General features: G+C 58.7%; 19 protein-coding genes and 1 tRNA gene. 18 read left to right on the top strand and 2 right to left on the bottom strand.

The window, feature by feature from the left end; all coding sequences use genetic code 11:
- Together typA and ACLTXB_RS01620 are read right to left on the bottom strand one after the other, a co-directional pair.
- Positions 1-1,791: translational GTPase TypA (gene typA / locus ACLTXB_RS01625; protein ID WP_428226074.1), on the bottom strand; the 1,791-nt coding region annotated here is incomplete at its 3' end.
- A gap of 189 nt (positions 1,792-1,980) precedes the next feature.
- Positions 1,981-2,118 carry a hypothetical protein gene (locus ACLTXB_RS01620; RefSeq protein WP_158629787.1) on the bottom strand — a complete coding sequence of 46 codons (138 nt, stop codon included), beginning with the start codon at positions 2,116-2,118 and terminating at the stop codon, positions 1,981-1,983.
- Between the two features lie 386 nt (positions 2,119-2,504).
- Here ACLTXB_RS01620 and ACLTXB_RS01615 point away from each other — a divergent pair, with 386 nt between their 5' ends.
- The 18 genes from ACLTXB_RS01615 (at position 2,505) to ACLTXB_RS01530 (ending at position 22,694) form a co-directional block, all read left to right on the top strand.
- Complete coding sequence (locus ACLTXB_RS01615; RefSeq protein WP_287554973.1) at positions 2,505-3,671, top strand: phosphoglycerate dehydrogenase; 1,167 nt, start codon at positions 2,505-2,507, stop codon at positions 3,669-3,671.
- Between the two features lie 203 nt (positions 3,672-3,874).
- Positions 3,875-3,951 (top strand) — tRNA-Arg (locus ACLTXB_RS01610).
- Between the two features lie 380 nt (positions 3,952-4,331).
- Positions 4,332-4,706: a hypothetical protein gene (locus ACLTXB_RS01605; protein WP_287826077.1), complete on the top strand. Its 375-nt coding sequence runs from the start codon at positions 4,332-4,334 to the stop codon at positions 4,704-4,706.
- 99 nt (positions 4,707-4,805) lie between these two features.
- Positions 4,806-5,633 (top strand): ParA family protein, encoded by an 828-nt coding sequence (locus tag ACLTXB_RS01600; protein ID WP_287554975.1) that lies wholly within the window; start codon positions 4,806-4,808, stop codon positions 5,631-5,633.
- A complete protein-coding gene (locus ACLTXB_RS01595) occupies positions 5,587-6,546 on the top strand; it encodes a ParB/RepB/Spo0J family partition protein (RefSeq protein ID WP_287554976.1) in 960 nt (319 codons plus the stop codon). Before ACLTXB_RS01600 ends, ACLTXB_RS01595 begins: the two co-directional genes overlap by 47 nt.
- Positions 6,547-6,791: 245 nt before the next feature.
- Positions 6,792-7,712, top strand: a complete 921-nt coding sequence (locus ACLTXB_RS01590; RefSeq protein WP_412260793.1) for an LPXTG cell wall anchor domain-containing protein — start codon at positions 6,792-6,794, stop codon at positions 7,710-7,712.
- Positions 7,713-7,841: 129 nt separating this feature from the next.
- Positions 7,842-8,516: a class D sortase gene (locus ACLTXB_RS01585; protein ID WP_412260795.1), complete on the top strand. Its 675-nt coding sequence runs from the start codon at positions 7,842-7,844 to the stop codon at positions 8,514-8,516.
- A gap of 101 nt (positions 8,517-8,617) precedes the next feature.
- Positions 8,618-9,388 (top strand): CAP domain-containing protein, encoded by a 771-nt coding sequence (locus ACLTXB_RS01580; RefSeq protein WP_412260882.1) that lies wholly within the window; start codon positions 8,618-8,620, stop codon positions 9,386-9,388.
- Between the two features lie 91 nt (positions 9,389-9,479).
- A complete protein-coding gene (locus ACLTXB_RS01575; protein WP_412260797.1) occupies positions 9,480-9,926 on the top strand; it encodes a hypothetical protein in 447 nt (148 codons plus the stop codon).
- Positions 9,927-10,035: 109 nt separating this feature from the next.
- Positions 10,036-10,194 (top strand): hypothetical protein, encoded by a 159-nt coding sequence (locus ACLTXB_RS01570; RefSeq protein WP_009260424.1) that lies wholly within the window; start codon positions 10,036-10,038, stop codon positions 10,192-10,194.
- Positions 10,195-10,272: 78 nt separating this feature from the next.
- The gene (locus ACLTXB_RS01565) at positions 10,273-10,890 is read left to right on the top strand and encodes a hypothetical protein (protein WP_412260799.1); all 618 of its coding nucleotides are present in this window, start codon (positions 10,273-10,275) and stop codon (positions 10,888-10,890) included.
- Between the two features lies 1 nt (position 10,891).
- Positions 10,892-11,173, top strand: coding sequence for a hypothetical protein (locus tag ACLTXB_RS01560; RefSeq protein WP_009260422.1), 282 nt, complete (start codon positions 10,892-10,894; stop codon positions 11,171-11,173).
- Entirely contained in the window at positions 11,170-11,565 is a 396-nt protein-coding gene (locus tag ACLTXB_RS01555; protein ID WP_136890959.1) for a DUF7007 domain-containing protein, read from the top strand. Before ACLTXB_RS01560 ends, ACLTXB_RS01555 begins: the two co-directional genes overlap by 4 nt.
- The gene (locus ACLTXB_RS01550; protein ID WP_412260801.1) at positions 11,565-12,524 is read left to right on the top strand and encodes a hypothetical protein; all 960 of its coding nucleotides are present in this window, start codon (positions 11,565-11,567) and stop codon (positions 12,522-12,524) included. The genes ACLTXB_RS01555 and ACLTXB_RS01550 overlap by 1 nt, the downstream gene beginning before the upstream one ends.
- Positions 12,525-12,609: 85 nt before the next feature.
- Entirely contained in the window at positions 12,610-13,566 is a 957-nt protein-coding gene (locus ACLTXB_RS01545; protein ID WP_412260802.1) for a hypothetical protein, read from the top strand.
- Positions 13,563-13,868 carry a hypothetical protein gene (locus ACLTXB_RS01540; RefSeq protein ID WP_172698127.1) on the top strand — a complete coding sequence of 102 codons (306 nt, stop codon included), beginning with the start codon at positions 13,563-13,565 and terminating at the stop codon, positions 13,866-13,868. The genes ACLTXB_RS01545 and ACLTXB_RS01540 overlap by 4 nt, the downstream gene beginning before the upstream one ends.
- A 799-nt stretch (positions 13,869-14,667) precedes the next feature.
- The gene (locus ACLTXB_RS01535; RefSeq protein WP_319022949.1) at positions 14,668-15,054 is read left to right on the top strand and encodes a TnpV protein; all 387 of its coding nucleotides are present in this window, start codon (positions 14,668-14,670) and stop codon (positions 15,052-15,054) included.
- Between the two features lie 404 nt (positions 15,055-15,458).
- A complete protein-coding gene (locus ACLTXB_RS01530) occupies positions 15,459-22,694 on the top strand; it encodes a DEAD/DEAH box helicase family protein (RefSeq protein ID WP_412260884.1) in 7,236 nt (2,411 codons plus the stop codon).
- Positions 22,695-22,757 lie beyond the last annotated feature (63 nt).

Raw genomic sequence — 22,757 nt, 5'->3', positions numbered from 1 at the left:
CTCGAGGTCCAGAATGGCCTTGCGCATCCGCAGGCTCTTGGGGGTGACCTCCAGCAGCTCGTCGTCCGCCAGGAACTCCAGGCACTGCTCCAGGCTCATCTGCTTGGGGGGCACCAGCCGTAGCGCCTCGTCGGAGCCGCTGGCCCGCATGTTGGTCAGTTGCTTCTTCTTGCAGATGTTGACGGTGATGTCCTCGCTCCGGGGGCTGACGCCGATCACCATGCCGCCGTACACCGGCACGCCGGGCCCGATGAACAGGGTGCCCCGCTCCTGGGCGTTGAACAGGCCGTAGGTGACGGATTCGCCGGTCTCAAAGGAGATCATGGAGCCGGTGCCCCGGCGGGAGATGTCGCCCTTGTAGGGGGCGTAGGAGTCGAACACGCTGGCCATGATGCCCTCGCCCTTGGTGTCCGTCAGGAAATCGCTGCGGTAGCCGAAGAGGCCCCGGGCGGGGATCAGGAACTCGATCTTCATCCGCTCGCCCACGGGAGTCATCTCCACCAGATCCGCCTTGCGGGCACCCAGCTTCTCGATGACCGCGCCCACACAGTCGCCGGGCACGTCCACCACCAGCCGCTCAATGGGCTCGCACTTGACGCCGTCGATCTCCTGGTACAGCACGCGGGCGGGGGAAACCTGGAACTCATACCCCTCCCGGCGCATGGTCTCAATGAGGATGGAGAGGGACATCTCGCCCCGGCCCGCCACGTTGAAGGCAGTCTCCTTGTCCGTGTCGGTCACACGCAGGGACACGTCCTTCAACGTCTCCCGGTACAGCCGGTCCCGCAGCTGGCGGGAGGTGACGAACTTGCCCTCCTTGCCGGCAAAGGGGGAGTCGTTGACGGAGAAGGTCATCTCCAGGGTGGGGGCACTGATCTTCACGAAGGGCAACGCCTCCACGCAGTCCGGGACGCAGATGGTGTCGCCGATGGTGATGTCGGGAATGCCGCTCATGGCGATGATGTTGCCGGCGGTGGACTCGGTCACCGGATTCCGGGCAAGGCCCTCGAACTCGTAGATGGCGGTGGCTCTCGCCTTGCGGAGCACAGCCTCCGGGTCGTGGTAGTTGCACACGACGATGTCCTGGTTCTGCTTCAAGGTGCCCCGCTCGATGCGGCCGATGGCGATCCGGCCCACGAAGTCGTTGTAGTCGATGGAGCTGACCAGCATCTGGAAGGGCTGGTCCACATCTGCCTCCGGGGCGGGGATATACTCCAGAATGGTCTCAAACAGGGGCTTGAGGTCCGTGCCCGGCACGTCGGGGGAGTAGGAGGCGGTGCCGTTGCGGCCGGAGCAGAACAGCATGGGGGAGTCCAACTGTTCCGGGGTGGCATCCAGGTCCATCAGCAGCTCCAGCACCTCATCCACCACCTCGTGGATCCGCTGGTCGGGCCGGTCGATCTTGTTGACCACCACAATGACCCGGTGGCCCAGCTCCAGGGCCTTGGAGAGCACGAAGCGGGTCTGGGGCATGGGGCCCTCGGCGGCGTCCACCAGCAGGATGACGCCGTTGACCATCTTCAGGATGCGCTCCACCTCGCCGCCGAAGTCGGCGTGGCCCGGGGTATCCACGATGTTGATCTTGGTGTCCTTGTACCGGATGGCGGTGTTCTTGGCCAGGATGGTGATACCCCGCTCCCGCTCCAGGTCGCCGGAGTCCATGACCCGGTCCACCACCTCCTGATTCTCCCGGTAGACGCCGCCCTGCTTCAGCATCTCGTCCACCAGCGTGGTTTTGCCGTGGTCGACGTGGGCGATGATGGCGACATTTCTCAAATGTTCGTTCTGCATAATTCTCTTCTCCTTCTTCTCTGGCAAGGCCGCGCCGGGCGGCGCGTACAAGTGTTTTGCCTGCGGCAAAACCTTGGCGGAGGCGGAATTCACTGCACGGCCGTTGGCGGCTTTGCCGCCTTACGGATGTGGCGTACCCCTTGCGGGTGCTTCCGCCGGGCATTTCTATCAAACGATCCCCGCAGGGTGTCAGCCCTGTGGGGCAGTCTTGCCGTGGTCGATGTGGGCGTTGATGGCGATGTTCCTCAAATGTTCGTTCTGCACATCTTCCATCTCCTTTTCTCTATGAAGGGGCCACGTGGGGTACGCCGGGCGGCGGATCAACACACGCGGCCTCCCTGCCGGCCGTCCGATTCCGGCCGCCGGTCGAGATTTGCACACAGTTTTGCATTATATGCCGTTCTCTCGATTTTTGCAAGCTGCTTTCAGGGGCTTTTTCAAAAAAACAGGACGATTCCGCAGTTTTCATAGGAAAGCGGCAGTTCCGGAGGCGCAGAACTGCCTTTTGGGGTATTTTTCCAGGCCGTTCCAAAAGTAATACCTCTCCAAAAACTTTCAGTCCAACCGGCCGCGGATTTGGCGGTTCGGCACATTGACTGGGACGGCGGCCTCTACCTATAATAGAAGATGCTGCGGCGGAAGCGGTGCCAGCACCGCACGTTCCCCCGCAAGTACCGCGACCCGCTGGGGCCGCCCAATGGAGGCATTCTGCCATGTACCGTATCAGAACATTCAACAAGATCTCTCCCGTCGGCCTGAACCGCCTGGATCCGGCGCTGTACGCCGTCTCCGATTCGGAGACAGACGAGGACGCCATCCTGGTCCGCTCCGCCAAGCTGATGGACTATGATTTTCCGAAAAACCTTCTGGCCATCTCCCGGGCCGGGGCCGGCGTCAACAACATCCCCCTGGACCGCTGCTCCGAGGCGGGCATCGTGGTATTCAACACCCCCGGCGCCAACGCCAACGCCGTAAAGGAGCTGGTGCTGTGCGCCATGCTGATGGGCTCCCGGGACGTGGACGGGGGCATCCAGTGGGTCCGGCAGCAGGTGGCCTCCGGCGTGGACGTGACCACCGTAGTGGAGAAGGGCAAGGCCGCCTTCATCGGCCCGGAGCTGTACAAGAAGACGCTGGGCGTCATCGGCCTGGGGGCCATCGGGTCATTGGTCGCCAACATCGCATTGTCCCTGGGCATGGATGTGTACGGCTACGACCCCTTCCTGTCTGTGGATGCCGCCCTGCGGCTGGACCGCCACATCCATGTGGTGAAGGACATCAACGAGCTCTACAAGCGGGCGGACTATATCACCATCCACATCCACTACACCAAGGACACGGAGCGCATGATCGACGCCAAGGCCATCGGCGCCATGAAACGGGGCGTCCGGTTCATCAACCTGGCCCGGGGCGAGATCGTGGACGACGATGCCATGCTGGCGGCGCTGGACACCGGCTGGGTAGCGGCCTATGTCACAGACTTCCCCAATAACCGCCTGGTGGGTGCGCCCCACGTGCTGGCCATGCCTCACCTGGGAGCCTCCACACCGGAGAGTGAGCAGAACTGCGCGGTCATGGCGGTGGACCAGCTGCGGGATTACTTGGAAAACGGCAACATCCGCAACAGCGTAAACCTGCCCGCCGTCAGCCAGGAGCGCAGCGGCGTGTGCCGGCTGTGCCTGATCCACAAAAACGTGCCTGCCATGCTGGCCAGCATCACCACCCTGCTGTCCCGGGACGGCATCAATGTGGAGAACCTGAGCAACAAGTCCCGGGGGGACTACGCCTACACCATCGTGGACCTGAGCGCCCCGGCGGACCAGTGCGTCATCGACGAGGTGACGGCGCTGGAGAATGTGATCCGGGTACGGGTCATCCAGTGAGCGCCGAAGGGCTGCCGCCTGCGCGGCAGCCCTTTCCCATTGACAGCAGGGCGGAAAACAGGTACAATGGTTTCTGCCTATTTGATATGCCCCTGTAGCTCAGTCGTATAGAGCGACCGCCTCCTAAGTAGGGAATAGAGCGCCCCACTCCGGAGACATAAGCGTACCGTTTCGAGTTCGATTCCAATCCGTCAATTCCATTCGCCCGCGTAGCTCAGTTGGATAGAGCGACTGCCTCCTAAGCAGTAGGCCAGAGGTTCAAGTCCTCCCGCGGGTGCCATTAGCAGCACAAAATCTTCGGAAAACCGAAGATTTTGTGCTTTTTCTATAACTTTTTGAATCTCATAAGAAAACGCCATATTTCTCGCTAGAATGGTGGGTGCTCAATTTTATATTTTTTGCTAATCATTATTACTTCCAGACTCACTTTGAACTACATACCGTTTTCCGTCCGAAACCTTGCTAATCAATTAGCAAGGTTTTTTGCTTTTCCATCGAAATTAAGAGGTGTTTTGCTAATCGGGCAAAAAAACTGCACGATCCCCTGCTAATGGAAAAATAGAGCGGTTTCCGGTCTGAGTATTTTCACCCTGCCCAAAAGCCTACATAGCCGTCTATATCCCTTTTGACAGCTATGAGTTTACAGTAGGAGGACAAGCCATGAAGTGGAAAAAGGACGAGGCTCAGAACAGAAAGATTGAGACGCTGGTCAGCGAGGTTCGCAGCGCCGCCAGCGAAAGCACGGAGGCTCTATGGAACGCTTTTCTGGAGATCGGAGACCTAGACATGGTGCGGGCCATGGAGAAAGCCCTGCGGCTCCTGGTGAGCCATGGCGACTACATTGGAGCCATGAAGATGTTGGAGGGCATATACGCCCTTGTGGAGATCGCCCCGTCAGAGGATTTCACCGACTGTCAACAGCACTCTGCCCTGGCACAGATGTTCATGGAGGAATATCTGGCAAAGAGTGAGGACTTTATCTTCGACACAGGCATGAATGATGTGCTGGCACTTCTCACAAGCGAAAGGCCGTAAATTCCTAGTGGGCCATCGGCCCACTTTACATAGTCGTTGCGCTGCTACAAGCGCCACATACGGCTATAACTACAACTGAAGAAATGGAGGTAGTAGCCCATGGACAAGTGCAAAGTGATCGCTGTTACCAATCAAAAGGGCGGCGTAGGTAAGACGACCACGGCGGTCAATTTGGGCGTTGGACTGGCGCAGCAAGGGAAAAAGGTGTTGTTGGTGGACGCAGATCCCCAGGGAAGTCTTACAGTGAGCCTGGGTGTGAAGAACCCGGACGAGTTGGAAACGACCATCTCTGACCTGATGCAAGTCGTTGTGGACAATGGCATCCTCTCACCACAAGACAGGGGCATCTTGAAAAATATTGAGGGTGTCGATCTGGTGCCCTCCAACATCGGCCTGTCCAGTTTTGAGGTAAGTCTTGTGAACACCATGAGCCGGGAATTTGTGCTACGCAGCTACCTGGGCACGGTCAAGCGGGATTATGACTACGTTCTGATCGATTGTATGCCATCGCTGGGTATGCTGACCATCAACGCTCTGGCAGCGGCGGACAGCGTTCTTATCCCATGTCAGGCCAACTACCTGTCCACCAAGGGTTTGAAGCTGTTGTTGGGATCGGTGGCTAAGGTACGGCGGCAGATCAACCCATCGCTGAAAATCGACGGCATTCTGCTGACCATGGTGGATAGCCGTACCAACAATGCCAAAAGCATCATCGCGGCCCTGCGGCAGACTGGGAGCAATCTCCGGGTATTGAATACGGAGATACCCTTCTCTGTCCGGGCGGCAGAGTGCAGCGTGGAGGGCAAGAGTATTTTCGCCCATGACAGCAAAGGGAAGGTAGCTGCGGCATATACCACACTGGTGAAGGAGGTGATTGCCCTTGAACAAAGGAATCGCAATCGACCTGGGGCTGAACGAGGCCTATAACGACCTATTCTCTACCCAGGAAGAACGGAACAATGCCCAGCGCAGCTATGTGACCGACCTGCCTGCTGCGGAGATCAGCGACTTTCCCAATCACCCATTCAAGGTGCGGATGGATCAAAGTATGGTGGAACTAGCGGACAGTGTAAAGCAATATGGCGTCCTGGTCCCATCGCTGGTCCGTCCCATGCCGGACGGCAGTTATCAGATGGTGTCCGGCCACCGGCGCAAGCGGGCGGCAGAGCTGGCGGGCCTGCCTACGGTGCCCTGTATTATCCGGGAGCTGACGGACGATGAAGCCATCATTGTCATGGTGGACAGCAACCTTCAGCGGGAACAGATATTGCCGTCAGAAAAGGCGTTTGCTTATAAAATGAAGTTAGAGGCCATGAAACGACAGGGACAGCGGCGGGATCTAACTTCGTCCCCACTGGGGACGAAGTTAGGGATGCGCTCAAATCAAGAACTTGCAGAGCAATCTCCTGATAGCAAAACCCAAATTCACCGTTATATTTGCTTAACCAACCTTATCCCGGAACTGCTGGACATGGTGGATAATTCTGTGCTGAAAGAAGCCGGCAAGTTGCAAATGGCCCTGCGCCCCGCCGTGGAGCTGTCCTATCTGTCGGAGGCCGAGCAGACCGCCTTGCTGGAGGTCATGGAGGGAGAAATCCGCACCCCATCCCATGCCCAGGCCATCAAAATGCGGAGCTTTTCCGAGCAAGGCAAGTTGAACCCTGATGTGATCCTCTCCATCATGCAGGAGGAAAAGCCCAATCAGGTGGAGCAATTCAAAATTCCCCGGGAACGGATCGACAAGTTTTTCAAGCCGGGGACGCCCGCGCAGAAAATCGAGGACACTATCGTGAAGGCTTTGGAGCTGTACCGCAAGCGGCAGAGGGAGATGGAGCGATGAACCTTACGCCCAGAGGAAAGTCTGCCCTTTTACGGCCCCGGTACGCCTGCCGCTCCCCCCCTCTCACACTCTCCCCCGAAACCCGCTGTACCAGCTGAAAAGAAAGGCTTTGTCTATCCTTTTTCAGCCGGTAAAAACCTTTGGAGAACAGCGCGAAGAAAACCGAACATGGGCATTGTCGGACCTCATGGGAAGCCATGAGGTTTTTTGCTGCCCAAAATCAAAAACATGGAGGTAGTTTTGTTATGAAGCGGAAACCCCTGACCCACGCGGCCCGGCTCCTGTGCGTCCTGGCTCTTTCCATGAGTCTGACCCCTGCCGCCTTTGCCGCCGCCCCGTCTGAACCCACCCAGCCGTCCCCCTGTTATCCCACCGCCGTCACCCGGAGCGAGGACGGCACCGAGATCAGAAAGATGTACGACCTGGGGCCGGAGGATGACCCCGGCGGCATCCCCCGGTCCGATTTTGACCAGGATGGCTACCACTACACCCTCATCGATCTGCTGAAACAGGAACTCCCCGCCAACGAGAGCCGCCAGCATACAGAAACCGTGTCCGTGAACAGCAAGAGCAAGGACATGGGCGCGGTGCTGGCCCTGCTGCCGCAGACAAAGGAGTTTATCACGGAGGATGGTCTGTCCGGGGTGCTGACTTTGAAACTGGATACGGTGAAGGTGGAGGTGGCCGGGTATGGCAGCTCCACCAAAACCGTGACCGCCACCCGCACCTACCCCGGCCTTGCCAACCAGGACACGCAGTATATCCCCAAGACTATCCAGGACGGCGGAAATTCCATGACCCTCCAGACCGTTAACTGGCAGACCGAGGGGGACGGCCACTTTACTGCTATGGCCTCCTACTCCGGCTCCGCCACCAGCTCCTATGTGAAGGGCTATACCGTCACCGCCGACTACGCGGGCACCGTGAGCCGTATCAACCTGAATAAAATCCGCTATGTAGCGATCTTCGAGGGCACGGCCCTGGACCCCGCCCCCGGCGAGGCCCCCGGAGATAGTTCCGACCCCAACACCCCCGCCGACCAGACTGATTCCACCGGGCAGGAGGCCCAGGCCGGAGAGAAGAACAGCGTCCTGCCGGTTGTGGCCGTTGTCGCGGCGGTGCTGATTGGAGGCGGGGCGTTCTACTTCATCAAGCGACGGAGGTAATACGATATGAAGAAACTGACCATGCTTTTGTCTCTGCTGTGCCTAACTGCGGCCCTGGCTGTTCCCGCCAGCGCGTTAGAGTAAGACATCGCCGCCCCCGGCGATCCGGAGTATGGCAAGCCTACTTCGGTGGAGCCTGTTGCCACGGCGGACCGTGGTGAGCTTTCCAATGTGGATGTGAGCAAAAACGCGGTTCTGGTCCCGCCCGCCTTTGGCAGCCCCACCGCCTACACCCTGAATACCGGCACTCCGCTGACCCCCAATTTGACCCCCGGCTATATGCTGGGCGATGGTGCCGTTATCAATGGCAGCGCCGGCACCACCGTCGCTCCACCTGATTATTCCGGCTTCCCCAGCGGCGGCACATCCAGCGTCCTCCCCACCATCGGCTTCACGGAGGTCACATCAGACCTCTACTATCAGGGCGGCTACCTCGCCACCTTAAAAATCCCCAGCATTGATGTCAATGTGAAGGTCTATGAGGGGACGGGAAGCGCCGTGCTGAGAAAGGGTGCGGGCCATTTTGAGGACACCAGCGTTTGGGGCGGAAACGTCTGTTTGGCCGCCCATAATAGGGGCGTGAACGACCATTTTGGGGAGATCCACACGCTGGATGTGGGAGATAAGATCACCCTGACCACCAGACTGGGCACCCGTACCTACGCCGTGACCAGCGTGAACAAAATCAGCGAACTGGATAACTCCCTGCTGTCTCCCACCGCGGAGAACTGCATCACCCTCTTTACCTGTGTCCGCAACCAGAGCGCCTACCGCTGGGCGGTCCGAGCCGTGGAGGTGTCATAACCACCCGCTGAAAAGAAAATCGCACCTTAGACAGTTTTTGCCCTCTTATGGTACGGTTGGGACAGCGGCATCCCAATCTATCATAAGGAGGTCATTCCATGATGAAAAACAGTCTGAAACGCTTTACCGCAGTCCTTGCCTGCACAGCCCTGACCGCTGCCCTGGCTCTCCCCGCGCGGGCGGCGGAGGATCAGCCCATCCGGGTAGGCAGCTACAAGGGCACCACGCTGGAGGTGGGAGAGCGCAGCGGCTTGGTGATTGGCCCCAGCGGGCCGGCGTACACCGTGACTTCCAGCGACCCGGACACGGTGGAGGTGGAACAGGTGATGAACTTCTGGACAGCCGTTGCCAAAGCGGAAGGGAGCGCGGAGATCACCGTCTCCAACCAGACCGGGGAAACCGCCACCCTGACGCTGACCGTTGGCTCCCATGCTCCGCAGGCTCCCACCGTCGAGAGTAGCCCCGACCAAGGAGAGGCGTTGGATGTGCGGCTGGAGCTGGTACGGCTGGTCAATGAGGTGCGCCGGGAGAACGGTGTGGCGGAACTGCCTGTCAGTGAGGCCCTGATGAGCGCCGCCCAAACCATTTCCGATAAGAAGTACACCTGGCACCACACCAAGGAGGAATGCGAGGCGGCCCTGGCCTGCGGCTATCCCTATGGCTTCGGCGTAAATCTGACTGTGTTTACCGGCGTTTCCACGGAGGACACCGCTCAACACGCCCTGGACAACTGGCTCAACTCCCCCGGCCATTTTGAAACTATGATTAAGCCGGACTGTGACAGCATCGGCGTGGGCGTGACAGAGAGCGGCAGCGTGACCTATTGCTACCTGTTCGTGGGTCGCCCAAACACCCACAATCCCTACGAATAATTGAGAACTGAACACGGACACGGAGAGGTCTTTCAGCCCCAGGCTGGAGGGCCTTTTCTTATGCCCAAAAACGGAAAGGAGTTTTTCACTGATGAAGAAAAACCGTTTTCTCACCCGTATGACGGCCCTGCTGCTCGTGCTGGTGTGTATGCTGGGCCTGCTGCCCATCGCGGCGTTGGCGGCGGACGCCCCCAGCTCTATCAAGCTGGAGGACTGCACCCACAATGGCGTCCACTATGAATCTCCCAGCCTGGGGACCTGCTGGCTCCATCAGATGACCTTCGATTACAACCAGAAAAGCACTATCGGCTTCTGTGCCGAGCACGGGAAAGGCATGGGCTGGTCCCTGGAGGGCCAGACCTGGGGCAACCCCAAGCCCATCACCGACCCTACCGTGCAGACCATGATGGCCTACTACTATGCCCATACCACCGGCGTGTTTACCGACCAAGCTCATGCCTTGGGCGTAGACGAGGTGTGGGGCAGCGATTATTCCTGGACTATGAATGCTTGGGTGCAGGCTATCATCTGGCGCTAAGCGCATCCCCCGCGGCCCGCACAGCGGGCCGCTTACATACCCATTCGCACATTTGAAACCATTTTCCTTTTCCTGTACGATATGGGCAGAGAGAAGGGAGTTGTTTCAAATGTTCAAACGGGAAAAGAAAGTGTATCTGGAACTGACGGACGCGGAGCGCCGCCTTGTGCGGATGTACCTGATGAACTGGCGGAACAAGCTGACCGCCCAGGGCCGGGACGCTGGGCCGGTGAACGACCTGCTGTTGAAGCTGATGGCTCACGGCTGAAACAACCGGCTTTTACATACGCCGCTCTTTGTCTTTGGGGACACAGAGCGGCGTAAATTTTTGGAAGGAGGACTTCAAATGGACATAGATCAGGAAAAGCGTATGGCCGGGGACTATGAGATCATCCATGCGCTTCACATTGGCGACCGGGAGATCGTGCTGGGGGAAAATCCATCAGCGCCGGAGGATGAGCGGTATGTATGCGCGTTCTGCCAGCAGCATGAGATATTCGCAAACTATACCGAGGTCATGGTCAGCGATGACTACCCGGAACTGGTAAAGCTGTTTGGGGAGCGTGTGGCGGAACAGGCGGAAAAGACCCGTATCGCCTTGAACGGCCCGAAAATTCAGGGCATCCCCAATTCGGCCATCACCGCCGAGGACTGTGAACAGGTCAGTTACCAGGAGGACATCCGGGGCAAAGTCGTGGTGATCCGCCCGGAGGTGCTGCGCCGGGAATACCGCCACGCCACCTGCCAGCTCCAGTTGTGTACCAGCGGCTCCGGCGCATACCCCAACAGCCGCGGCACTGCCTGTTACTGCACAGAGCTGTATTCCGGGCAGAGGGCGCGGTTTGAGCGCAGCGACATTCTCGGCGTCATCGCCCCGGAGGACCTGCCCAAATGGGCAAAGCATTACCTGGAGCTGCGACAGGCTGAAAAGGAACGAAACTCTCGTGACAGGGAGGGCCGCTGATATGGGCAGCCGTATGAACGCCGGCTATCTTATCACCGACTCCATCCACATCGGGACCACCGAGTTCGTGCTGGGTGTGAGCATAGCGGAACGGTCCATGTTTGTGACATGGGCCTGTCAGGGAAGTGATTACTACTACTGGGGCCATTATCACTCCGATCTCCTGGCCGCTAAAAAGGACCTTCTGGAACGGGCCGGGGCGGAACTGGAGTACCAGATGACAAAGCAGGAACGCTCCGGCGAACAGCCGGAGAAATCGGGGAAGGAGCGTGAGCGGGAATGAGCTATGAGCCAGCCTATTCTCCCTGGGGGCTTATCCAGACCCGCAAGACCCTCTGCCCCGGTTTCTTTGATGTTTCCACAGCCAGCCACGGCGGGATCATGGTGGCGCGGGAATTTGTGGCCGGGAATTTATCACCCACCGCCCAGCGGTACGGGTTCTGGGAAGGCGGCTATCTGTGCTTTGAGGAGGACAGCGACGCGCAGATCGTCCTTCGGGAGTTGATGGACAGAGGGCTTTACACCGCGCCGGTCAATGAATACTTTGGCCCCGGAGAATACAGCAAATGTATTGATGATACCATCCGAGTATGCCATCCCGACTACTGGCGGGCGCATGAGGCCGGACTGACACAGCCTGCACAGCAGCCGAAGGTAAAGGAGCGTGAGCGATAGTGGAGCTGACTTTGCGGCCTGCGACACCCACGGAACGACTATACGCCAAGCGGCAGTGTATTCCGATCATGGAGCGGTGCGGAAGTCCGGGTATCTTAGTTGCTGAATTGGACGATAGCGGCACGGCGTTTTACAGCCATTGGGACATTTGGGACCCCGCATGGAAAACACCGGAGTTCTCGGTGGAACTCGATGCCATGATTGAAATGCTCCGATCAGACCAGCGATATGGCCCTGTGCTGAAGAATATCCCCGCGATGATTGCCTACTGCCTGAACAACCAGGAAAGCCGCATCATACAAAGCCCCGAATATCTGTTCCGCGTTGATGCCGACTACCATGCTTATCTACTCCGTTGTACGCCATCCGAGCTGCTGGATAACGCATATATCTATGCTTACCGCCGGGACCTGCTGGAGCGGCACATGAAGGAAGCCGAAAAAGGCATCCGCTTTGTCACCACGGACGGCAAAGAGAAATTCAGGGTGTCGGATGGGGAGCAGATCCGCATTATCACAGGCGGAGATGGCACCCGTGACCGCACCGCCCGCTATATCGACGCCGGCCACATGGAACTGTCCCACGAGTGGGGCAGCACCGTTTATTCTATCCGGGAGTTTGCGGAGCGGCTGGAGCAAACAGGCGGCATGGTGATTCCCATGCGTTCCACCCTGCCGGACAAGTGTTATGCTGTGCTGCCCAGCAGTGATGAAATCATTATTGTCAAAAAGGGCGAGAGCGGCTATTACCGTACAGACAAGTACGGCCATGACCGGGCGGAGGCTCTGGAGATCGTAAGTGAGTGTAACGAGCGCGGCGGCGTGACCAAAGCGCAGACAGCGGCGATGCTGGCCGGCTCCCTGTTCGGCTGGGAGGTGCCAGCCGCCGACCCGAAAAACTATGACGAGCAGGGGCAGCCCATCAAGCCCAAGCGCCACGACCGGGGCAACGCCCGGTAGAAGGTCTATCAATATCGTATAGAGAGAAGGCGGCTATCAGTGGGAAGCTAATGGCCGCCTTCTTGTTGACAAGGAGTGTGATCGTATGGAATTGACTTTTCGCGCCGCTGCTCCAGCGGAGCGGCTTTATATCGCCAAGCAAAGCACACAGATCGAGGGCCAGACCGGGAGTGTCGGGCACCTTCAAGCGGATATGGGCGAGGACGGCAAGGGCTTCTTTCCCAAGTGGACCAGCCACCGGGAAAGCCTGGACACCGAGGACTTTCAGCAGGAGTTTGAGGAGGTTTTGGAGGCCCTGGTGGGGGACGAGCAGTACGGCGGGTTTCTAAAAAGCCGTAACGCCATGCGGGATTTCTGCCGGGGACACCAGGAGAGCGGCTACGATAGCGGCTTTGCGTTCGGCTTCCGGGCGGACACGGCGCAGTATGCCTGCCTGATCCAGCTGCACCCCTACAAGGGGAAGGAAAATCTGTTTCTCTACTGCTACCGCCGCGACTGGCTGGACCGGCACATGGAACAGGCTGAAAAGGGCATCCGGTTCATCGACCCGCACTACAAGGAACTGTTCCGCATCCCGGACGGTGGACAGGTCCGTATTCTCCGGGAAGGCTGCGCGTCCATCGACCGGACCTGCCGCTATATTGATGACTGCCATGTGGAGGTGGGCAACGGCTGGGACAGCCTGTTTCACATCTGCCAGTTTGCCGAGCAAATGGAGCGGTGCCACAACGAGGTGATCCCTCTGACGCCGCCCCTGCCGGAGAAGTGCTTTACCGTCCAGCCGTCATCGGGTGAGCTGATCGCCATAGAGCGGTACAAGCCGGGGTATCAGGTGTCCCCCATGGCCCATTTCAAAGGGAAAACGCCCCAGCAGACGGCGGATGTACTCAACGGCGATATGGGCGTGACCAGGGCGCAGGCGGCGGCAATGCTGGCCGGGGCGACCCTGGGCTGGACATCCCCTGCCGCCGACCCGAACCGATACAATAAGCGTGGCCGGCCCATCCAGTCCCGCCGCCAGGACAGAGGCGAGGCCCGATGAAGGGCGTATCCATTGATGAGGCCCTGTGCGCGTACCTGAAGAAATACCACAAGGGACAGGAGAACGCAGCTTCCAGCAAGGAGCTGGAGGCCGCGTTTCATGTCGGCGGGACGGAGCTGCGGCGGGCGGTCAACCGCCTGCGCTGTGACGGCCACCCCATTTGCAGCGCCGATGCAGGCTACTTCTACGCGGCGCGACGATCAGAGGTCAGGGCCACCGTCGCCCAGCTCACCGGGCGCATCTCTAAAATCGCCGCGGCAGCAAAGGGCCTGCTGCAATCTTATGAGGAAACGGAGGGATAGAGCGTGGCGAAAAAACTGGACTCTATTGTAGAGCTTGCAGCGCAAAAGACCCGCGAAATTTCCGCCAACAGCGGGAACTATATGGCGTTCCTGACCACCGCCGCCCACAACTTCAAGTACAATTTCCGTGACCAGCTTTTGATCTACGCGCAGAAGCCGGACGCCACCGCCTGCGCCCAGATCGACTTCTGGAACAAGCATGGCCGCTATGTCAACCAGGGCACCAGGGGGATCGCCCTGCTGGTGGATACAGACCGGGGCTATAAGCTGCGGTATGTCTTTGATATGTCTGATACCAACAGCCGCCAGGGGCGCACCATCCCCATCTGGAAGATGGAGCCGCGGTATGAGGACGCGGTGATCGAGGCGCTGGAGAACAGCTATGGCGAGTTCCCGGACCGCTCTGGTCTTGCCGCCTGCCTTCTGGAAACGGCGAAGGTCATCGTGGAGGACAACTTTAGCGACTACCTCACGGAGCTGCGGGGCGTCAAAGAGGGCAGCCTGCTAGAAGAACTGGATGACCTCAGTACCGAAACATGGTTCAGGGGCTTGGTGGAGAGCAGCGTGGCCTTTATCATGCTGACCCGGTGCGGCATCGACCCCATGGACTATTTCAGCGGCGAGGATTTCGCCCATGTCTATGACTTTGACACCCCGGAAACCCTGTCCATCCTGGGCGGCGCGGTGAGCGATATTGCGGAAATGCCCCTGCGGGAGATCGCCAGCACGGTTTTGAGCCTGTACCGGGCAGAGCAAAGGGAAAATCGCACATTTGCGCAAACTCCAAACAGGCCGTATCATGATAGCAGGACAAAACAGGAAAGGAGCATTGAACATGGAACTGACATATCGAACGGAGGGCGACTACCGTCTGCCCAATCTGGAAGCGCCGGAGGCCCCGAAGGTAGGAAAATATGGGATGCTGCGGCGCAGTTACCTTCAGACCCACAGGAACGCCTACTACACGGGGATGCTCCTCAGCGGCAGGCTGAACGCCCATCTGGAGAAGATCGACCGGCAGGCCACGGAGATGGTGGAGCAGCTGACGGCGCGGATGGCGCGGGAGCAGGGCGTGACGGAGGAGCTGAAAGCCAGCGATCAGATGAAGTGGGTGGGCCTGATGAACAACATCCGGGCAGCGGCGGAGGAAATGGCGCTGACGGAGCTAGTCTATACGGACGTGTAAGTGATCCACTGATTGCCGGGGAAGCACCCCCGCAGGCCCCTGTTGATGGGACATCCGGTACTACCGGACTTCAAAACAGCCACCATGATTTTAATGCCCGCACGGACATCCCCTACTATCACGAGGACAGCGAGAAAACAGAATTGCTCCGCGTCAGCGACGCCCTAAAAGACCATAAAGCCGAGATCGCCGCGTTCTTTGAAGCCCATGAGGGCAGAAAAGAGCGCGGCGATTTCATTAAGGGCTTCTTCGACAACACCTATGTAGAGAAAATTTTGAGCAATGGCCAGCGGGCCGGGTATCGGGCATGGGACGATGTGCTGAACCTCTGGCGCGGGACGTACCTCTCCCGCGAGAAAGAGGAATTCCTTCGGTGGCCCCATGTTGCCGACACCATCTACGGGATGATCCTGCTGCACCAGTGGCTCGACCCGGATGAGCGCCCCCTGCCCAGCGAAGCGGAACAAGTCTCTCTCATAGAACAGGCAGAAGCAGAAAAGGCTTCGGCTTTTATTTTGCCCCAGGAGGCCATTGACTATGTTCTGTGCGGAAGGTACTCACCGTCCAAACTCCGCATCTATGACCAGTATCAGAAGCAGGAAAGCAGACAGGAAAATGCCAAATTCCTGAAAGTGGAATACGGCGTAGGCTCCTATTCCAACGCTATCCCCAGCAGCGGCTTTAGGGTAGACCACGACAGCACGGGCATCACCATCTCCCGCGACTACGGCGACCCTGACGGGAAATTCCTGCTGACCTGGGCCAAGGTGGAAAAGCGTATTGGGGAACTGATTGCCGCTGGACGCTACCTGAACCGGGCGGAAAAAGAGCATTATCCGAAATACCGGGCACAGGTAGAGCAGCGGAAGGCCCGTTGGGACATCGCAGCGGAGATTTGCTCCATCATTGATGATTATGTGGATTTCAAAACACGGACCGGTGAAACGGACCCATACAAGGAACTCCTACTTGCCAGAACGTGTGCGAACTCCTTTAGAATAGGGGAAAAGAAGTGCTATGTTCTGTCAGGAGATAATCTCTTTGTCCTACCCACCCTGCGAAACGCCATGCAGACGATCTTCCGGGACAAGACCCACCTGACGGAACGCTGTGAGGCTGTGCTGGCTGATCTGAGCGGTCCCCTTGCCATACCGCTGGAACCCACCGAGGAGGAACTGAATCCGCCGCCCCCTCCAAAAAAGGAATACCGCTTGACCCTGGGCGACACGGTGTACCTGGGGGCGCAGGAGTATGAGCTGCTGGCCTATAATGAGCAGACCGTCCGGCTCTATGACCCGACCTTTCCTATTTTCAATAAGGAACTGCCCCGTGAGGAATTCGACCGTCTGCTGGCGGAGAACCCGCTGAACGACAGACTGCTTCAGGTGGCGGAGAACGCGGCACCCGTGGCTGACGCCGAAGAACCGGATGCCGGGGAATCGCCGGACGCCCCGCTGCCCGTGGGACGGATCGACTTCCTGGGCACGAACGGCAGCGTGGGCGAAAGCGTGGAGTACACCGGCGCGGAGGAATTTGTGGCGGCAATCAAGGAAGAAAACCATGCTGGCGCGCCCATGCGGATCGTCCTCTACCGGGACGGCCAGGGCCAGACCATTCCCCAGGACTTCCTTGCCGAACTGGACCCGCCGCCCCAGGGCTTCCAGGTCATTGACATGGCGCAGGCGCAGTTGGGGCGGGCAAAATGGCTCATTAACGCTTACTGTATGGAGGTCTTTGAGCAGGAGGCCGACTTCTCCGACCTCTCTCATGTCCCCCTGGCGTTCAGCTCCACCAGCGACAGCGCCCACACCGTAGAGATCAGTGTGGACTTGGTATCGTTCCGCCTGTCCTATCTGGTGGACGGCTCAGAGGCTGCTTCCATCCAATGCGCCGGCTTCCATGACCTGAATGAACTTCTCGCCAACCTGGATTTTGACGAGATGGTGGCCTTTGCGGAGGAGGAGTACAACAAACAGCAGACTCAGAAAAAGCAGACGGAAGTGCAGCAGACAGAGGATGACCCTTTCCCGGAGATAGACCCCGCCGCCATCCGCAGAACTCTTGCAGAAAGAGGCATTGTGGACGGAAAAGTCATTGACCCGGATAAACTGAATGCCGACCCCTTTATTCAGCGGGTCATGGCCGATGCGGAACAGGCTTCCGCCCGTGCGCCACAGTCTGATGAACGCTTTTCCCCCATCGAAACTGAGAACGGCTACGCTGTGTGGGACAACATTCGAGATGAGATTTATGTGGATGATGAGGGCGTCAGTGAGGAATTTACCAGCCGGTGGCAGGCGGAGGAGTACGCCCGCCAGTTGAACCAGGTGAACCCCCTCGCCCGGTATTATGGGGAGGGCGAAACCATCCTGATCCGGCAGTACCCCAACGGCCAGTATTATGTCCAATATTGCTATGACGATCAGGATAACACGGTGTATGCAACGGCGAGTGGCTTTGATACCTTTGAGCAGGCCGAAGCAGCACTTTATACCCATCGTCCCCAGGCAAAAAAAGACCCCATCGCCGCCCAGGACCTCGCGTACCGGCAGGCAGCGGAATATTGGTCCGGCGACGAGCATCTTGTGATTTTCCGGGAACCGAACGGGACCTTCTGCAATCAGTACGGCTTCATTTCCGGCAGGGTGACGCCCACGACCGGGAGCTTTGCCACACTGGAGGAGGCGGAGAAACAACTTTATGCGGACCGCCCTCTGGCCCAAAAGGTCCAGGCACGGGAGAAGCCGCCCGCCCATGCCCCGGTGGACCGGGACGAAGCGGAGCGCCGCTATCAGGTGGTGGTCTACCACCACCTGGAAAACGGCATGGATGAGAAAACGGAATACGCGACGCTGGAGGAGGCGGAACAGGCGGCACGGGGCTATCTGGAAGGCACGATGGAAGCAGACGGCTTTGCCTACGAGGGCGCGGCTGTCTACGACCTGCTGGAGAAGAAGTGGCTCCGCGTGATCGGGGACTTCCCCACACCGGAACCTCCCGCCGCAAAAGAGGAACAACCTCTGCCTCCGCAGGAGGATACGGAAACGGCTGCTTCGGACCGTGACCTGCTCGGTAAGGAGATCACGCTGGAGGGCCGGCGGTTTCGTGTAGAAAAGATCGACGAGGATGGCCGGGCCTCCCTGCGGGATCTCACCTTTGAGGGCGCAGTTGGTTTCCCCATCGAGCGCGTGGAGCATATTTCCGTCATTCGGCGTCTGATGGGACCGGCTGAAAAGACAGCGGGACCGGGAAAGGGCGTGGAAAGTTCAGCAGATGGGCACGACCAAGGCGGTACGGAGCCGCCACTGGCCCCCCAGCGCAGGGCCAGGGTGTCCCCCTTTGTCCTCCATCCTGAAGTTCCCAACGCAGACCGGCATGAGTACCACATCACCGATGACGCCCTGGGCGTGGGAACCCCTGGGGAGCGGTTCAACAACAATGTCCGGGCGATCCGCCTGCTGAAAAGGCTGGAGGCCGAGGACCGGCTTGCCACCCCGGAGGAACAGGAGGTGTTGGCGCGGTATGTGGGCTGGGGCGGTTTGGCAGACTGCTTTGACGAGCGCCACAGCAAGTACGCCGAGCTGAAAGCCCTGCTCACCGAGGAGGAATATGCCGCGGCCAGGGAGTCCACCCTGACGGCCTTCTATACTCCGCCCGTGGTCATCCGATCTATCTATCAGGCCCTCACGAACATGGGCTTCCAGACCGGAAACCTGTTGGAGCCGTCCTGCGGCATCGGCAACTTTATTGGTATGCGCCCGGAGGCCCTGGCGGACTCCAAAATCTACGGCGTGGAGCTGGACGGCATCTCAGGCCGCATCGCCCAGCAGCTTTATCAACAATCGTCTATCGCTGTCCAGGGGTTTGAAAAAACAGACCTCCCGGACAGCTTTTTTGACGCCGCTATCGGGAATGTGCCCTTCGGCTCCTTCAAGGTGATCGACAAGCGGTACGACCGATACAATTTCCTCATTCACGACTACTTCTTTGCCCGGACGCTGGATAAGGTCAGGCCGGGCGGCGTCATCGCCTTTGTCACCAGCAAGGGCACGATGGACAAGGACACCCCCACTGTGCGGAAGTACCTTGCCCAGCGCGCCGACCTGCTGGGGGCCATCCGCCTGCCCAACAACACTTTCAAGGACGCCGCGGGAACGGATGTGACCAGCGACATCCTCTTTTTGCAGAAGCGGGACGCCCTCTCCAGCGAGGAACCGGATTGGGTACACCTGAACACCGACGCCAACGGGCTGAAAATGAACCAGTATTTTATTGACCACCCGGAGATGGTCATGGGCGAAATGCGGGAGATCAGCGGCCCCTATGGGCCGGAAACCGCCTGCCTGCCCATTGAGGGGCGGGACCTGGAGGACCAGCTTGCCGTTGCTATTCAGAGTATCCAAGGCTCCATCACCGAGTATGTCATGGACGACCCGGAAACCGAGGGCGAGGACAAGTCCATCCCCGCGGACCCGGAGGTACGAAATTTCAGCTATACCATCGTGGACGGCAAGGTGTACTACCGGGAAAACAGCCGCATGAACCCGGTAGAGGTGTCCGTGACAGCGGCCAACCGCATCAAGGGGCTGATCGGCATACGGGACTGTGTGCGGACGCTCATTGAGTACCAGACCGAGGACTGGCCCGACCAGGACATTCAGGCCCAGCAGCGGAAGTTAAACGCTCTTTACGACGCCTTTGTGGACAAGTACGGGCGGATCAACTCCCGCGCCAACAGCTCCGCGTTCAGCATGGACAGCGCCTACTTCCTCCTGACCTCCCTGGAGGTGCTGGACGATGAGCGCAACTATGTCCGCAAGGCGGATATGTTTATCAAGCGCACCATCAAGCAGAGGATCACGATCACCCATGTAGATACCGCGTCCGAGGCCCTGGCCGTGTCACTGGCTGAAAAGGCAAAGGTGGACATGGACTATATGGCGGAGCTGACCGGCAAGACCGAGCAGGAGGTCTACGCCGACCTGACCGGCGTGATTTTCCTGAACCCCATGCACGGGTATGGCGGTGGCTCCGAGGAAAAGTACCTCACTGCGGACGAATACCTCTCCGGGAATGTGCGGGAGAAGCTGGAATGGGCAAAACGAAGCGCCGAACTGTACCCGGAGGACTACACCGCCCATGTCCAGGCTTTGGAACGGGTGCAGCCGGTGGACCTGACCGCCAGCGAGATCGCCGTCCGGCTGGGGGCCACCTGGCTGCCCACAGAGGTCATTGACCAATTTATCTATGAACTGTTCGGGACTTCCCCCCGCAGTCAGCGGATGATACGCAGCCATTACTCCCAGCACACCGGCGCATGGAATATCGAAAGTAAATTTGCCGACAGGGGCAATGTCAAGGCGGAGAACACCTACGGCACCACCCGTGTCAATGGCTACAAAATCATTGAGGAAACCCTGAATCTCCGGGATTTGCGTATTTTTGACTATGTGGAGGACGAACACGGCAACCGCGTTCCCATCCTGAACAAGAAGGAAACGGCTATCGCCCAGGGCAAGCAGCAGCTTATCAAGCAAGCGTTCCAGGACTGGATATGGAAAGACCCGGCCCGGAGGGAGCGGCTGACGCGGCTCTACAACGACAAATTCAACAGCATACGGCCCCGTGAGTACGATGGAAGTCATCTGAAATTTGTAGGCATCAACCCGGAGATCACCCTGCGGCCCCATCAGGTGAACGCCATCGCCCACATCCTCTACGGAGGGAACACCCTGCTGGCCCATGTGGTGGGAGCAGGGAAAACATTTGAAATGGTAGCTGCCGCCCAGGAGAGCAAGCGGCTGGGGCTGTGCCAAAAAAGCCTGTTCGTGGTGCCCAACCACCTGACGGAGCAGTGGGCGTCGGAGTATTTGCAGCTCTACCCCTCTGCCAATATTCTGGTGGCGACCAGGAAGGACTTTGAAACCAAGAACCGCAAGCGGTTCTGCGGCAGGATCGCCACCGGCGACTATGATGCCATCATTATCGGACACAGCCAGTTTGAGAAAATCCCGGTGAGTGTGGAGCGCCAGCGGTATCTCCTGGAACAGCAGCGGAGTGAGGTCCTGAACGGCATCGCGGAACTGAAAGCCAACCACGGGGAACGCTTCTCCATCAAGCAGATGGAGCGCACAAAAAAGTCCATTGACGCCAAGTTAGCAAAGTTGAACGACCAGAGCCGTAAGGATGATGTGGTCACATTTGAAGAACTGGGCATTGACCGCCTCTTTGTCGATGAAGCCCACTACTACAAAAACCTCGCCGCCTTTTCCAAAATGCGGAATGTGGGCGGCATCAGCCAGACGGAGGCCCAGAAGTCCAGCGACCTCTATATGAAATGCCGCTATCTGGACGAGCTGACCGGGGGCCGGGGCGTTGTGTTCGCCACAGGCACCCCCATCTCCAACACCATGGTGGAGATGTATACCATGCAGAAGTATTTGCAGTACCACGTCCTGGAAGAACACGGCCTGCTCAATTTTGACGCCTGGGCATCTACCTTTGGCGAGACTGTCACCGCCATCGAGCTGGCCCCGGAGGGCACCGGCTACCGGGCCAAGACCCGGTTCTCCCGGTTCTATAACCTCCCGGAACTCATGTCCATGTTTAAGGAAGTGGCGGACATCCAGACAGCGGATATGCTCAACCTCCCCGTCCCCAAGGCCAACTACCACAACATCGTCCTGAAACCCTCGGAACAGCAAGAGGAGATGGTGGCGGCGCTGGGAGAGCGGGCGGAGAAGGTCCGCAATAGGATGGTGGACAGCACCGAGGACAATATGCTGCTTATCACCAACGACGGGCGCAAGCTGGCCCTGGACCAACGGCTCCTCAACCCCTTGCTCCCGGACAGCGACACCAGCAAGATCAACGCCTGTGCTGGGGATGTGTTTGATATATGGCAGCGCACAGCGGACCAACGTTCCGCGCAGATGGTATTCTGCGACCTCTCCACCCCTGGCAAGAACCGGCCTATTGAAATGGTCCCAAACGAGCAGGGCGGCTACGAGATGGCGGAATTTCAGAATGTCTATGATGACCTGCGGAATAAGCTGATTGCCAGGGGCATACCAGCCGAAGAAATAGCCTATATCCACAGCGCCAACACGGAGACACAGAAAAAGGAGTTGTTCGGCAAGGTGCGCTCCGGGCAGGTCCGGGTGCTGATCGGCTCCACCCAGAAGATGGGCGCGGGCACCAATGTCCAGAAGAAACTCGTGGCGCTCCACCATCTGGACTGTCCCTGGCGCCCCAGCGACCTTCAGCAACGGGAGGGCCGGATCATCCGGCAGGGCAACGAGAACAATGAGGTGGACATCTATACCTATGTTACCGAGAACACCTTTGACAGCTACCTCTATCAGCTGGTGGAGGGCAAGCAGAAGTTCATCGGGCAGATCATGACCAGCAAATCCCCGGTCCGGGCCTGCGAGGATATAGATGAAACCGCCCTGTCATACGCGGAAATCAAGGCACTCTGCACCGGAAATCCCCATATCAAGGAGAAGATGGACCTGGACATTGATGTGCAGCGGCTCCGGCTCCTGAAAGCCAACCACCTTAGCCAGCGGTACGCCCTGGAGGATCAGATCATCAAGGAGCTGCCCCAGCAAATCGCCAAGTATGAACAGGTGGAGTAGGGAGGCACCGCCTTGCCATATTACTATGGTAGGTTCGCACCACCCTCTCCGGGAACCGGACTT

It is taken from the genome of Flintibacter sp. (assembly GCF_046973065.1).
Note: the sequence above shows the minus strand (reverse complement) of the source record. Positions and strands in the feature narration are given on the sequence as shown.

Coding starts and splice junctions, on each gene's coding strand:
- ACLTXB_RS01570 (WP_009260424.1), top strand. CDS start 10,036: ATGTTCAAACGGGAAAAGAAAGTGTATCTGGAACTGACGGACGCGGAG.
- ACLTXB_RS01545 (WP_412260802.1), top strand. CDS start 12,610: ATGGAATTGACTTTTCGCGCCGCTGCTCCAGCGGAGCGGCTTTATATC.
- ACLTXB_RS01605 (WP_287826077.1), top strand. CDS start 4,332: ATGAAGTGGAAAAAGGACGAGGCTCAGAACAGAAAGATTGAGACGCTG.
- ACLTXB_RS01590 (WP_412260793.1), top strand. CDS start 6,792: ATGAAGCGGAAACCCCTGACCCACGCGGCCCGGCTCCTGTGCGTCCTG.
- ACLTXB_RS01580 (WP_412260882.1), top strand. CDS start 8,618: ATGAAAAACAGTCTGAAACGCTTTACCGCAGTCCTTGCCTGCACAGCC.
- ACLTXB_RS01530 (WP_412260884.1), top strand. CDS start 15,459: ATGATCCTGCTGCACCAGTGGCTCGACCCGGATGAGCGCCCCCTGCCC.
- ACLTXB_RS01560 (WP_009260422.1), top strand. CDS start 10,892: ATGGGCAGCCGTATGAACGCCGGCTATCTTATCACCGACTCCATCCAC.
- ACLTXB_RS01615 (WP_287554973.1), top strand. CDS start 2,505: ATGTACCGTATCAGAACATTCAACAAGATCTCTCCCGTCGGCCTGAAC.
- ACLTXB_RS01540 (WP_172698127.1), top strand. CDS start 13,563: ATGAAGGGCGTATCCATTGATGAGGCCCTGTGCGCGTACCTGAAGAAA.
- ACLTXB_RS01535 (WP_319022949.1), top strand. CDS start 14,668: ATGATAGCAGGACAAAACAGGAAAGGAGCATTGAACATGGAACTGACA.
- ACLTXB_RS01600 (WP_287554975.1), top strand. CDS start 4,806: ATGGACAAGTGCAAAGTGATCGCTGTTACCAATCAAAAGGGCGGCGTA.
- ACLTXB_RS01565 (WP_412260799.1), top strand. CDS start 10,273: ATGGACATAGATCAGGAAAAGCGTATGGCCGGGGACTATGAGATCATC.
- ACLTXB_RS01555 (WP_136890959.1), top strand. CDS start 11,170: ATGAGCTATGAGCCAGCCTATTCTCCCTGGGGGCTTATCCAGACCCGC.
- ACLTXB_RS01575 (WP_412260797.1), top strand. CDS start 9,480: ATGAAGAAAAACCGTTTTCTCACCCGTATGACGGCCCTGCTGCTCGTG.